The sequence below is a fragment of the Achromobacter sp. Root83 genome (assembly GCF_001428845.1).
GTDB lineage: Bacteria > Pseudomonadota > Gammaproteobacteria > Burkholderiales > Burkholderiaceae_B > Achromobacter.
The window spans coordinates 133,549-146,055 of the sequence record NZ_LMIU01000024.1 but is presented as its reverse complement, the minus strand read 5'-3'; the positions used below and the strand labels follow the sequence as shown (position 1 = coordinate 146,055).

General features: G+C 66.2%; 13 protein-coding genes. 6 read left to right on the top strand and 7 right to left on the bottom strand.

Annotation, left to right across the window (positions count from 1 at the left end):
• The first annotated feature begins 24 nt into the window (after positions 1-24).
• A complete protein-coding gene (locus ASE30_RS22240) occupies positions 25-1,395 on the top strand; it encodes a carotenoid oxygenase family protein (RefSeq protein WP_057286451.1) in 1,371 nt (456 codons plus the stop codon).
• Here the strand turns inward: ASE30_RS22240 and ASE30_RS22235 are convergent.
• Together ASE30_RS22235 and ASE30_RS22230 are read right to left on the bottom strand one after the other, a co-directional pair.
• Positions 1,380-2,264 (bottom strand): DMT family transporter, encoded by an 885-nt coding sequence (locus ASE30_RS22235; protein ID WP_057286450.1) that lies wholly within the window; start codon positions 2,262-2,264, stop codon positions 1,380-1,382. The two genes, ASE30_RS22240 and ASE30_RS22235, sit on opposite strands and share 16 nt — an antisense overlap.
• Positions 2,255-2,983, bottom strand: coding sequence for a GNAT family N-acetyltransferase (locus ASE30_RS22230; protein WP_057286449.1), 729 nt, complete (start codon positions 2,981-2,983; stop codon positions 2,255-2,257). Before ASE30_RS22230 ends, ASE30_RS22235 begins: the two co-directional genes overlap by 10 nt.
• A gap of 123 nt (positions 2,984-3,106) precedes the next feature.
• Between ASE30_RS22230 and ASE30_RS22225 the strand changes: the two genes are divergently transcribed.
• The 4 genes from ASE30_RS22225 to ASE30_RS22210 all read left to right on the top strand — a co-directional run bounded on the left by ASE30_RS22225 (position 3,107) and on the right by ASE30_RS22210 (position 6,528).
• The gene (locus ASE30_RS22225; protein ID WP_057286448.1) at positions 3,107-4,621 is read left to right on the top strand and encodes a PLP-dependent aminotransferase family protein; all 1,515 of its coding nucleotides are present in this window, start codon (positions 3,107-3,109) and stop codon (positions 4,619-4,621) included.
• 260 nt (positions 4,622-4,881) lie between these two features.
• A complete protein-coding gene (locus tag ASE30_RS22220) occupies positions 4,882-5,382 on the top strand; it encodes a hypothetical protein (protein WP_057286447.1) in 501 nt (166 codons plus the stop codon).
• A 64-nt stretch (positions 5,383-5,446) separates the two neighbouring features.
• Positions 5,447-5,848 carry a DUF4878 domain-containing protein gene (locus tag ASE30_RS22215; RefSeq protein ID WP_057286446.1) on the top strand — a complete coding sequence of 134 codons (402 nt, stop codon included), beginning with the start codon at positions 5,447-5,449 and terminating at the stop codon, positions 5,846-5,848.
• The gene (locus ASE30_RS22210) at positions 5,845-6,528 is read left to right on the top strand and encodes a YiiX/YebB-like N1pC/P60 family cysteine hydrolase (protein ID WP_082601679.1); all 684 of its coding nucleotides are present in this window, start codon (positions 5,845-5,847) and stop codon (positions 6,526-6,528) included. The genes ASE30_RS22215 and ASE30_RS22210 overlap by 4 nt, the downstream gene beginning before the upstream one ends.
• Here ASE30_RS22210 and ASE30_RS22205 read toward each other — a convergent pair.
• From ASE30_RS22205 to ASE30_RS22185, 5 genes are read right to left on the bottom strand one after another with little or no spacing between them, the layout of a single operon-like run.
• Positions 6,435-7,013, bottom strand: coding sequence for a MaoC family dehydratase (locus tag ASE30_RS22205; protein ID WP_057286445.1), 579 nt, complete (start codon positions 7,011-7,013; stop codon positions 6,435-6,437). The genes ASE30_RS22210 and ASE30_RS22205 overlap by 94 nt on opposite strands.
• A gap of 47 nt (positions 7,014-7,060) precedes the next feature.
• Positions 7,061-8,248, bottom strand: a complete 1,188-nt coding sequence (locus ASE30_RS22200; protein WP_057286444.1) for an acetyl-CoA C-acyltransferase family protein — start codon at positions 8,246-8,248, stop codon at positions 7,061-7,063.
• 14 nt (positions 8,249-8,262) lie between these two features.
• Entirely contained in the window at positions 8,263-9,183 is a 921-nt protein-coding gene (locus tag ASE30_RS22195; RefSeq protein WP_057286443.1) for an SDR family NAD(P)-dependent oxidoreductase, read from the bottom strand.
• 24 nt (positions 9,184-9,207) lie between these two features.
• Positions 9,208-10,464 (bottom strand): CaiB/BaiF CoA-transferase family protein, encoded by a 1,257-nt coding sequence (locus ASE30_RS22190; protein WP_057286442.1) that lies wholly within the window; start codon positions 10,462-10,464, stop codon positions 9,208-9,210.
• 11 nt (positions 10,465-10,475) lie between these two features.
• Positions 10,476-11,453: a tripartite tricarboxylate transporter substrate binding protein gene (locus ASE30_RS22185; protein WP_057286441.1), complete on the bottom strand. Its 978-nt coding sequence runs from the start codon at positions 11,451-11,453 to the stop codon at positions 10,476-10,478.
• 127 nt (positions 11,454-11,580) lie between these two features.
• On the opposite strand from ASE30_RS22185, the gene ASE30_RS22180 reads away from it, so the two are divergent.
• The gene (locus tag ASE30_RS22180) at positions 11,581-12,501 is read left to right on the top strand and encodes a LysR family transcriptional regulator (protein ID WP_255367035.1); all 921 of its coding nucleotides are present in this window, start codon (positions 11,581-11,583) and stop codon (positions 12,499-12,501) included.
• The last annotated feature ends 6 nt before the right edge of the window (positions 12,502-12,507 follow it).

Below are 12,507 nucleotides of genomic sequence, written 5' to 3'. Positions count from 1 at the left end.
GGATGGGATCTTCCTGGAGGTCGTATGCAATCCTGGCACAGCGACAACCCCGCGCTTACAGGCGCCTTTGCCCCCGTCTTCGACGAGCGCGACGATGCCGATCTGCAGGTAGACGGCTTGCTGCCCGCGTGCCTGAATGGCGTGTTCATGCGCAACGGCCCGAACCCCCAGTATGAACCCGGGCCAGGCTACGCCTACCCTTACGACGGCACCGGCATGATCCATGCCATGTATCTGGAAGACGGCCGCGCGCGCTACCGGAACCGCTGGGTGCTGACGCGCGAACTGCAAGAGGAACGGCAGGCCGGTCATCGCCTCTACAACCCCACCTTTGCCCCGCCGCCGCAAGCCAACCTGGCCAACACCAACGTCCTGCGCCATGCGGGCCGGATTTTCGCGCTCTATGAGGGCGGCTGTCCTTATGCCATGGAACCTGCCCTGTCGACGATCGGGCCGGAAACATTCCAGGGCAAGCTGGAGGGCGCGCTTTCCGCGCATCCCAAGGTCGATCCCGTCACCGGAGAAATGCTGGCGCTGAACTACGACCTGGCCGCGGGAACGCTGGAATACCTGCGCGTGAACGCCAGCGGCCAGGTAGACCGCCAAGTGCAATTTGCAGCGCCCTGGCCCGGACTGATCCACGACATCGGCCTGACGTCCACGCACGTGGTGGCTTTCCTGTGCCCGCTGGTCTTCGACTTCACCCGCGGCCCCGCCGCGCCCACCTGGGAGCCGCAACGCGGCACGCGCATCCTGCTGGTCCCGCGCGAATGCGCGGACCCGGCGCAGATCCAGTGGATTCCCACAGGGCCGTTCTTCAACTGGCATATCGCAAACGCCCATGCGGACGGTGGCGTGATCGAGGCCGTGATGCCGTGGTACGACGGCTATGGGCCAAGCGCACGCAAGCGCCTGGAACTGCACCGCCTGCGCATCGATATCGGCAGCGGCCGCGTGGACGACCACATGCTGGACGACCAGCCTTGCGAATTCGGCCGGGTCAACGACGCGTGGCTGGGCAGGCGCGCGCGCTATTGCTATGTCGGCCTGCGCGAGCCGCGTCCGAGCGAGACACCGCAAGCCGGCGCCTTCGAGGCGTTTGCGCGCTACGACATGGATACCGGCGCCAGGACGGTCTATCGGCTGCCCGCCGGGCAGACCGCATGCGAACCCGTGTTCGCGGCCGACCCTGACGGCGCCGGCGAAGCGGACGGCTATATCCTGTCTTTCGTCCACACCGAACACGACGACCGCGGCCGCTTCATTGCGCTGGACGCCCGCGACCTGGCGGCTGGCCCCGTGGCCCAGGTGCGCCTGCCGCGCCGCGTGCCGGCTGGCCTGCACGGCTCATGGATGCCGACGCCCCGGCCACAGGCGGATCAGCTGCGCCGTTGACCCAGATTCAGCACTATCAGCCCCGCCCCGGCCAGCACGAAAGCGAACCCCCACCAGTCGGCGGCGCTGGGGCGGTCTCCCACCAGCGCCATGGCGCCCAGCACCCCTACCACCGGCACCATCAGGGTGGTCAGCGCGGCCACCGTAGCGCTCACGCGTTCGCTCAGTACGAACCACAGCCAATACGCAACGGCCGTGCCCAGGATGATGTGAAACAACAGCGCGCCGGTCACGCGCGCGTTCCAGCCTTGCATCGGAAAGGATTCTCCGGCGATCAGCGCGCCCGCCAGCGCGCAGCTTGCGCCCACCGCCAGTTGCCACGCCGTCACGACGATGCGGTTGCCGGCGACCGGCCAGCGCTTCAGGTAGACAGTTCCGGCGGCCCAGCCGAAGGCGGCAACCAGCGGAAAGATCAACCCCTTGGCGGCAGCCAGATCGTGTTCGGCAAACACCGCATGCAGCACCGGCCACGCCAGCACTGCCACGCCGCATCCCCCCAGCAGCAACGCCAACCCGCGGCGCCGGTCCAGCCGTTCGCCCAGGACCAGCCAGGCCAGCAACGCGGAAATCATCGGCATGGTAAAGGTCAGCACCGCCGCGCGTGAGGTGCTGGTGCTGAGCTGCGCCCAAGCCACCGCCAGATTGAAGACCGCAACGGCAAGCACGCCGCCGACCGCGATGCCGATCCACGCGCTGCGCGGCGGCAACAGCGGCAAGCGCTTGGCCCCGGCCAGCAGCAGCAACAACAGCGCGCCGCTGCCCAGCCCCAGCACGCGCAGCGTGAACGGCGGAAAGATCGACAGAATGATCTTCACGGCGGGCCAGTTCAGCCCCCAGAACAGCGCCAGCGCAACGGGGATCAGGCGCACGCGGCCTTTTCCCGAGCGGCCAGTTCGGCCAGGCCCTTGCGTTGATTGCCTTCGGCGTCGAAGTTGTCCGGGCTCAGCCAGCGCTCATAGGCTGCGCGCAAGGCCGGCCATTCGCTGTCGATGATCGAAAACCAGGCCGTATCGCGGCTGCGGCCCTTGTAGACCGTGGCCTGGCGAAAGATGCCCTCGAACTGGAAGCCCAGCCGCAAGGCGGCGGCGCGCGACGGCGCGTTCAGGCTGTCGCACTTCCATTCGTAGCGGCGGTACCCCAGTTCGTCGAAGGCGCGGCGCATCAGCAGGAACTGCGCCTCGGTCGCGATGCGGGTGCGCTTGAGCTGGCGCGAGAACGACACGAAGCCGACCTCGATGGCGCCATTGGCCGGGTCGATGCGCATCAGCGCCAGCGTGCCGACGGCGCGGCCGGTCTGCAGGTCGATGATGGCGTAGTGCAGCGGATCGCCCCCTGCCTGGGCGCCTTCGGCGAAAGCCCGGTAGGCGGCCTCGTCGGCAAAGGGCCCGACGCTCATGTAGGTCCAGTCGCTATCGTCGGGCGCCTGGCTGAACGCCTGGTAAAGGTCCGCCGCATGGCGGTCGGCCGACAGGGGTTCCAGACGGCAATAGCGGCCGTCGGCCGGCGCCGCCGGCGGGCGCGGACGCGATTGCCAGCCGGGCAGGCCGGGGCCGATGGGTTGGTGGTAAGCGTTGGTGCGGGGTTGCATGCGACGTGGCCTCTTGCAGGTTGGGGTGCGCCGCCGGCGGTGGCGGGCGCAACACGCATGCCCTCACGATATCGGAATCGTGGCATCATAAAAAGCACCACGATTCCTGAATTTAATAGGGCCATGATCAACAACACCGTGGGGGAACCGGCGGACACCTCCCTGCTTTCCAGCCCGCTCCTGCGCGGCCCCGGCGCGCTGCCCCGCCAGCGCCAGTTGATCCAGCGCCTGAAGCAGGCCATCCTGGCCGGCCAGTTGCCGGCCGGCGGCAAGCTGCCGTCTTCGCGCACGCTGTCCGAAGAACTCGACATCTCGCGCAATACGGTCCTGATCGCGTACGAGCAGTTGACGGCCGAAGGCTACGTCATCGCCGACCGCCAGGGCACGCGCGTGGCGCCGTTGTCGGCCGCCGCCAGCAGCGCCGCCCGGCACGCTGCCCCGGCCGCGGCTCCGTCATCGGCCACCGCCACGCGGCTGACCCGTATCGTCTCCGCGCGCCATGCGCATGACGGGTCGTTGCCCATGACGCCCGGCACCCCGGCCCTGACCCAGTTCCCCGTCAACGCCTGGCGGCGGGCGCAGGACCGCGCCCTGCAAACCGCGCCGGCCACCGTCCTGGGCTATGGACACCCCCTGGGCGAACCCGCCCTGCGCGAAGCCATCGCCCAGTACCTGCGCGTGTCGCGCGGCGTGCGTTGCGAGGCATCGCGCATCGTCATCACCGAAGGCGCACAGGGCGCGCTGGCGCTATGCGTGCAGTTGCTCACCAACCCGGGCGACACCGCCTGGCTGGAAGACCCAGGCTACCGGGGCGCCAAGTCGGCCTTCCACGCGGGGGACCTGGACGTAGTGGCGATGCGCGTGGATGCCGATGGCATCGTCATCCCGGAAGGCGCGTGGACGGCGCAGCCGCCCCGCCTGATCCAGATCACGCCCACGCACCAGTACCCCACGGGCGCCGTGCTCTCGCTGACCCGGCGGCTGGACCTGCTGGCGCGCGCGCGGCGCGCGGGCGCCTGGATCATCGAGGACGATTACGACAGCGAATTCCGCCACCAGGGCGAACCGATAGCCGCCATGCAGGGCCTGCTGCCGGACGCGCCCGTGCTGTACGTGGGCACCTTCAGCAAGACCATGTTCCCTGCCCTGCGCCTGGGCTTTCTGGTGCTGCCGGAGGCCATCGCGTCGCAGGCGACGCCATCCATCGTCGAGATGCTGCGCGGCGGCCACCGGCTGGAGCAGCTTACGATGGCGGCCTTCATCGAAAACGGCCAGTTCTCCCGCCACCTGGGCCGCATGCGCCGCCTGTATCGCGAACGCCAGGCCGCCCTGCGCGAAGCGCTGGCGGCGCATCTGGGCATAGACCATGAGGTGCTGGGCGGACACAGCGGCCTGCACCTGACGGTGCGGCTGCCGCCGGCGTTTTCCGATGTGGGGATCGTCGAACAGTCGCGCAGGCTGGGAATGAATCCGAGTGCGCTGTCGTCGTTCGCGATCGCGCCGCTGGCCGAGGACAACGGGCTGGTGATCGGTTACGGCAACACGGCTGCCGAGCGGTTTCCAGCGCTGGTGCGCAGGATCCGGGACCTGGCGTTGGGCTCCAGGCGCGATGCAACGGCGGATGCGCGCCCCCGTTAAGAACACGGGGGCCTCGCCGGAATCTGGGCGCGACAGGCAAAAATAAGACTTATTCGATATCTTCGAATCCGAAAAATAGACAGAATCGCGGATTGAAGTCTGGCGGACTCTGGATATTTTTTCCGGACATTTCCAATGGCTGCGACGGGACACGGATACCCGCAATCCGTGGACGCCGCAAAACCCCTATTCGGAGCAAGGATAGGCCGTCGCAAGCAGCCGATCCCACGGCTGCGCCGACATGCCTTCGCTTTTCAAGCATGGATCAAGATATCGGGTATTGGCAGTATCTGAACAGGCGCGCCCGCGATTCCTACCGGCTGTCCTGGACGGCCTATGTCATCCCCGCCGCCTTCGTTCTGGTCTGCGGCGCATTCGCGCCGGCGCTCTACCACTGGAAGCCGTGGACGGGAGTCGCATTCTTCCTGTTCTGCCTGATCGCGGGGATCGCGGTGTTTCTCTCGCGCCGCGCGGTCAGGCTGTACCTGAACGACCAGGGCATCTGGGTAAGCGCCGGCATCCTCCCCTGGACCAAGGGCGTGAACGGCGTGCACTGGGACGACGTCGACCACGCCCGTTTTTCCCCCGGGTCCCTCGCCAGGACGTTCAACTCCTATCGCATCCGCGTCGGCCATCGCTTGACCCAGACCCGCGGGATCAGCCTGGGTTGCATCGCAAACGGGCACAGATTCGTGGAAGACATCAACCGGCGCCTGACAGAGCGTCCGCGTTTCGACACCCCCAATCCCCTGGACCGCTGAAGCGGCCCGTCAACCCGCTAACGGGTCCTTTAGGCTGGCCCCGAAGCATTCAAGGAATCGATAGATGCACTCCGTTCGCGCTTTCAATTTGTTCTTCATGATGGTGATGGGCCTGGCGCTGGCCGCGTGTTCCGGCGGCAAGCCCGAGTCGGTGCTGGAAACGTTTTATCGGGCCGTCGCCGCCGGCGACGTCGAGACCGCGGCCAAGCAGATTTCCTATCAGCGCGTTCCCCCGGCGCAGATGACGCAGGCAAAAGGAAAGGTCCAGATGCTCGTGGGCGAAATGCAAAGCCGCATTCAGGCCAATGGCGGACTCGACAAGGTGGAAACGATTGACGTCACCATGGCCGAAGACGGAAAAACCGTGACGGTGAACACCCGGCTCAAGTTCCAGAACGGCAAGGACCACACCCAACAGCATCGTCTGGCGAACGAAGGCGGCGACTGGAAGATCGTTCTTAGATGAGCGCAGGCGCGGCCCACTGGCTGATCGCCGGGTCTTTCACCGCCTCTTTCGCCGCCTCTTTCGCCGCCCGCTTCGCCGCCCGCTTCGCCGCCTGTCTCGCCGCCTGTCTCGCCATCTCCGCGCCGTCTTCCGCCCGCGCGGAACCCGCTGTGCTGCCGGCGGGCGCGCAGGCGGGGGATCTGATTTTTCGCACCGGGACCGAAGACCTCAGCGCCGTGGTGCTTGCCATCGACGGCGGGCCCTTCAGCCATGTCGGCATGCTGACCGGCCACCCCGGCGATTGGCGCGTTCTGCATGCCACGCCGTCGGAAGCGCCCGGCCGGCGGGACAGCGTCGTCATGGACCCGCTTGAATATTTCATCGACCGCGTACGCAGCAGACAGCACGCGGTGTATCACGTACACGCGAACGACCGTCAGCGGTCCCAGGCGGTGTCCAACGCAATATCCAAGCTGGGCACGCCGTTCGCGGTGGCCGATCCGGCGGGCATCTATTGCACCGTGCTGGTCTGGGAGGCCTGGAAGCACGCCGGCCTGGATCTGGAGGTCGGGTTTACCGCCTTGAACCTGCCCTTGCTGCCCGGCAATTACCTGCTGCCGGGCACATTGGCCGCTTCCCGCAGGCTGACTGCGCTATCCCCGGTGGACACGCCGCAACCGCCTTCGGCCGCGCCCCTGTAGCGGACCATGATCAGCCAATCGGCATACACCGATGGCCGCGGCGCGTCCTCGGCTCCGATCTCCACACTCCAGGAACAGCGGGCTTCGCCCGGTCTGACCTCCTGCACCCGCGCCAAGGAAAATCTGGCCGATACGCGTGAACCAGATCGAACGGGCGCGGTGAAGCGGACCTTGTCAAAGCCGTAGTTCAACAACAGGTCCGCGCCGGGAAAGGCGATGCAACTCGACTGCCAGTGCGTCAGCAGGGACAGCACCAGGAAACCATGTGCAATGGTGCCCTGGTACGGAGACTCCGCCATCGCACGCTCCCGGTCCACATGAATCCACTGGCTATCGTGCGTGACCCGCGCAAATCGATCGATCGTCTCCTGGTCTATCGCAACGGTCGTGGAAATGATCGCCGGCTGCCCCGTGAAGTCGAAGAGAGACTGAACGGAGTCGAACTGCCGGATCGCCGAAGGAAGGTGCGGGTTGCTTGTCATCATGGCGGCAAGTGGGTGTTGGGACAGGGCGCGGTCGCGGCCCCTGCGATTCAGAGACGTTCGAAAATGGCGGCGATGCCCTGTCCACCGCCTATGCACATGGTGACCAGCGCATACCGGCCGCCAATGCGGTTGAGCTCGTGCAGGGCTTTGACCGCGATGATGGCGCCCGTCGCGCCCACCGGATGTCCCAAGGCGATTCCCGATCCGTTCGGATTGACCCTGGCCGGGTCCAGCCCGAGTTCGCGGGCAACGGCGCAGGCCTGCGCCGCGAACGCCTCGTTGGATTCGATCACGTCGATATCGTCGATGGAAAGGCCAGCCTTTTCCAGCACGGCGCGCGTGGCGGGAACCGGACCGATGCCCATGTAGCGTGGATCCACCCCAGCGTGGGCATACGCAAGCAGGCGTGCCAGCGGCCGGGCGCCGCATGCCTCGGCGCGGGCGCGCTCCATCAGCACAAGCGCGGCCGCGCCATCATTGATCCCCGACGCGTTGCCCGCGGTGACGGTGCCATCGTCCGAAGCGAAGACGGGCCGCAAGCTGGCAAGATCAGGCAGGCCGATGTCGGCGCGGACGTGCTCGTCCTGCGTGAATGGAATGTCGCCCTTCCGGCCAGGCACCATGATGGAGACGAGTTGCGAGGCGAAGCGGCCCTCGGCGCTTGCGCGCGCGGCGCGGTGGTGGCTTTCGACCGCGAGCGCATCCTGCGCTTCACGCGTGATGCCGTACTTCCTGGCCACGTTTTCCGCCGTGACGCCCATGTGTATGCGGTGGAATGGATCGTGCAGCGCGCCCAGCAGCATGTCCACCATGGAGGTGTCGCCCATGCGCCCGCCAAAGCGTAGCGCCGCGCTGGCGTATGGCGCGCGCGACATGCTTTCGGCGCCGCCAGCGACGGCGGTCGTGCAGTCGCCAAGCAGGATGGACTGCGCCGCGGAAACAACCGCCTGCAAGCCCGAGCCGCACAAGCGGTTCACGTTGAAGGCCGGCGTGCCCTCGCCGCAGCCTCCCTCGACAGCCGCGACCCGTGATAGATACAGATCGCGCGGTTCGGTCGTGATGACCTGGCCGAAGCAAACGTGCTCCACCTGCCCGGGATCGAGATCCGCGCGTGCCACGGCGGCACGGAGAACCTCGGTGGCGAGGGTGACGGGCGGTATGCCCTTCAGGCTTTTACCGAAGCTGCCGATGGGCGTGCGGACGGCGGATAGAACGACGACTTCTCGGGTGGTCATGGCGTGGGCTTTGGTTAGAAAGGCTGCTCGCTCGACAAACGGGATTGCCGGTGCGCCTGGGCCTTGGCGATCTCGTGGCGCAATTGGTCGAAGCCGGTGCCTGGAATGGCTTCTTCCTGGCGGTCGGCGACTTCGTCCAGGCGGCCGATCAGGGCGTTGGCCGACAACTCGGTCTCGTCCAGGCATATGCCGCGGGTCATCGTGATGTGCGCCTGCTCGAAGCTGCCCGCGCCCGCCATCAGGATGGTACGGTTGGGTGCATTTTCGGTCACCAGCGCGACCAGGGCGGGGCTGACCGACGTGGGCGAAAGCAGGTCGAGCGCATCCTGATCGAGCAGGCCCTCGGTCATGGCCGTGGCCGCCGTGGGGGCAAGACAATTCACGTGCACGCCAAACCGCTCGCCTTCAATCGCCAGGGTCTGCATCAGGCCGACCAGCGCCATCTTCGCCGCACCGTAATTGGACTGTCCAAAGTTGCCATAGAGGCCGGAGGACGACGTGGTCATCACGATGCGCCCGTAGTTCTGCGCGCGCATGGCGTTCCAAACCGCATGGGTGCAGTGCACGGCCCCCATCAGATGAACTTCCACCACCAGCCGGAAATCCTCCAGGCTCATCTTGGCGAAGCTCTTGTCGCGCAGGATGCCCGCGTTGTTCACCAGGATATCGACACGGCCCCAGCGCGCCATGGCCGCGTCCACCATCGCCTCGACCTGGCGCGGGTCGGTCACATCGGCGCCGTGCGCGCAGGCGTCCCCGCCGGCCGCGCGTATGGTGTCCGCCACGGCCTGCGCCGCCGAGCCGGGCTGGTCGGCTCCCATGTCGTTGACCAGCACGCGGGCGCCGTGACGCGCCAGTTCCAGCGCGTGAGCCCGGCCAAGGCCGCGCCCCGCTCCGGTCACGATGGCGATGCGCCCTTGCAGAAGTTGTGTCATAGATTCTCCGGGTAGTCGAAAGTGTCAGGGTATCGAGGGCGCGGCCGCCCCGGCTTGTGTCCGGATGATCCCGGCACGTTCAAGTTCGGCAATGGTCTCTTCATCCAGGCCCGCGCTGGCCAGCACGGCGTGTCCGCCTTGGCCCAACGCGGGAGCGCCGGCCGGGGTGGGCCCGCCATCCTGATCGAAATTGAAGCCGATCCCATGAGTCCGCAGCTCGTGCCCGCCCTGGCGGAAGCGGTGGTCGGGCAGGTTCACGCAGCCAGTGGCGTCGACCTCATGAAGGAATTCCTCGAGCTTTCTGACCTTGGCCGCGGGGACCCCGGCTTCGCCCAGCAGTTCCTCGAGCTGCGTCGCGCTGCGGGTCGCGAACGCGTTTTGCAGCCGCTCCACGACGTACCCGCGGTCATTCGGCACCACGAATCCGTTCGGAAGATTGAACGCGTCGAGATCCAGCGCCCGGGCGTCGCCGCACAGCTCCTCGATCCCGATGGCCGCAGCCAGCTTGCGGAACTGGGCCGGCGTATTCGCCGCGACCGCCAGCCAGCCGTCCGCGCACCGGTAGGTGTCGGCCGCGGGGCTGCCCGTGTATCCGCGATTGCCGACGCGGCGCGTCGGCGTGCCGTCGGTCAGGTAGGCGCAGGTATTGGGATACATCAGCATCAGCGAGGCCTGGACCATGGAAGCATCGATGTACTGACCGGCGCCGTCACGGGATCTGCGGTGCAGCGACGAGACGATGGACAGCGCCCCAAGCATGCCGACCGCCACGTCGATGACGGGAAAACCCACCTTGAGCGGAGGCGCGTCATCGCCCTCGCCCGACATCATCATCATCCCGGTCAGGGCCTGGACCACGTGGTCATAGGCGCCGCGCTGCGACCAATCCCCTTCCTGGCCGAAACCTGAAATGGAGCAATACACGATGTCCGGCTTGATCGCCTTGATCGACGCGTAATCGAGCCCGTACCGGGCGACCACGCCGGGCCGGAAGTTCTCTATGAAGACATCGGCCGAGGCCGCAAGGGTGCGGATCAGTTCCGCGCCTTGCCGTGTCCGGATATCCAGCGCCAGCGATTGCTTGCCGGCGTTGATGGCCGCGAATCCCGTGGGCGTGTCGGTGTCCACCCCGTTCTTCATCGAGCGCAGGACCTCGCCCGCCAGGGGGGGTTCCACCTTGATGACCTCAGCACCCAGTTGTGCCAGATAGAACGAGGTAAGCGGGCCTGCGATCACGTGCGACAAATCCAGCACGCGCACACCTTCGAGTGGCTTTGACATGAATATCCCGGTCAGCCGGCGGTGATGCCGGTGAGTTTGATGATTTCGGCCCATTTGCGGTATTCGCTGCGCACGAACGCCGCGGCGGCCTGAGGGTTGTCGTTCTGGATCACGCGGGTTCCGGCCGCCTCGAACATGCGCTTGACGGAAGCGTCCTTGAGCGCCGCCGTGGTTGCGCCGTAGAGCTTGTCGACCACCTCGGCGGGCGATTTCCGGGGCAGCCAGAAGCCGAACCAGAACTCCTGGATCGCCAGGTCGCTGTGCAGGATGTCGTGCAAGGTGGGGACGTTCGGGAGTTCGGGCACGGGGTCGCGGCTGGTCACGGCCAAGGCGCGCAGCCTGCCGCTTCCGACCTGCGGAATGGCGGTTCCCGCGATGGTGAAGGCGAAATCCGTGTCGCCCCGCACCAGCGAGACCGGAATTTCCACCGACCCCTTGAATGGGACATGCATCGCATCGACTCCCAACAGCGTCACGAAAGTGGCGCCGCCAAGATGCGCCGCCGACCCAACGCCGCCAGAAGCGAAATTCATCTTTCCCGGACGCGACCGCAAGGCCGCAATCAGATCCTGCACCGTGCGATAAGGCGAGTCGGCCGATACGACCAACACGCTGGGAGACGTACCGATGACGGTGACCGGCAGGAAATCATTTTCCGGATCGAACATCAGGCTGGGCTGCAACGCTTTCTGGATCAGGTGCGAGTTCGAGCCCAGCAGCAGGGTGTAGCCGTCGGCGGCCGCCTGGGCGACATACTGGGCAGCCAGCACGCCACCCGCTCCCACCTTGTTTTCCACCACGATGGGCTGCCCCATCGATACGCTGAGCCTGGGGCCGAACTGCCTGACCATGATGTCGGGCCCACCGCCCGCGGCGTAGGGAACGACGATGCGTACCGCTCTTGAAGGATACGTTTCAGCAGCCTTCGCTACGGAACGGAACATCAGACTGGTGCCCAGGGCGCCCAGACAGAAGGTGCGGCGTTGCATGCTGTCTCCTTGTAGTGCATGCAGAATAAGTTATCGTGGGTTATAGAAAAATTGATATATTTTGATATAGCGATAACTTTAGGTTTTATGCCTGCAACGGAGCAAATTCATCGAACCCGACCATCTGGTGGCCAAACTTCGCTTTCGCCACCTGCGCATGCTGCAGGTACTGCAGACCACGGGCAGCCTGCGGGCGGCAAGCCAGGCGCTCAACCTGACGCAACCGGCCCTCAGCAAGGCGCTATCGGAGATCGAGAGTGCGTTTGGCTTTGCATTGTTCCTGCGCACGGCGCGCGGCTTGACGCCAACCGCGCAGGGGGACGTGGTGCTTCGCGGTGCGGCGTTGCTGCTGGAAGAGCTCACCCATCTACGCGCCGACGCCCTGACCGCCGATCGCTACGCGGCAAAAATCCGGATTGGCGCGCCTCCCTTCGTGGCGCAAACCTATTTATCCGGGGTGATCGCAAAGCTGGTGAACCAAGAGATACCCATACGGGTGCAGCTGATGGAGGAGCGGGTTCCCGCCCTGCTTCGCGCGTTGCAGCATGGCGAAATCGATGCGCTGATCACCACCTTCCCGCTGCAGATGCTGGAATCCGGCGCGGGTGCGCTTCAATACGTCAAGCTGTTCGAGGTGCAATTCGCCGTGGTCGCGTCCGCGAAACACCCGCTGGTTCGTTCACGAAGCGTGGACTGGACCCGTTTGTCGCGGGAACGATGGGTGATGCCGGCTGAAGGATCGATGGGCCGCAAGCTTATCGAGGACTGCTTCACGCATGCCGGGGTGCCTGCTCCCCTGCCGGTGATCGAATCGACCAGCCCGACAACAAGCGTCCAGTTCGTTGCCGCCGGCCTGGGCATCGGCATCGTCCCGGACATGGCCCTGCTTCATCGCGGCGCCCTGCAGGCGGGCTCGGTCAAGCAGATACGCGTGCGGCCCGAGCCGCCTTCCAGCGTAGTGGCCCTGATTTTCCGGGAAGGGGCGTTCAATCCGCGCGTTGCGCTGTTGAAGGAAGCGCTGGTCCAGATATATCGCCACGACCTCTGACCGCTT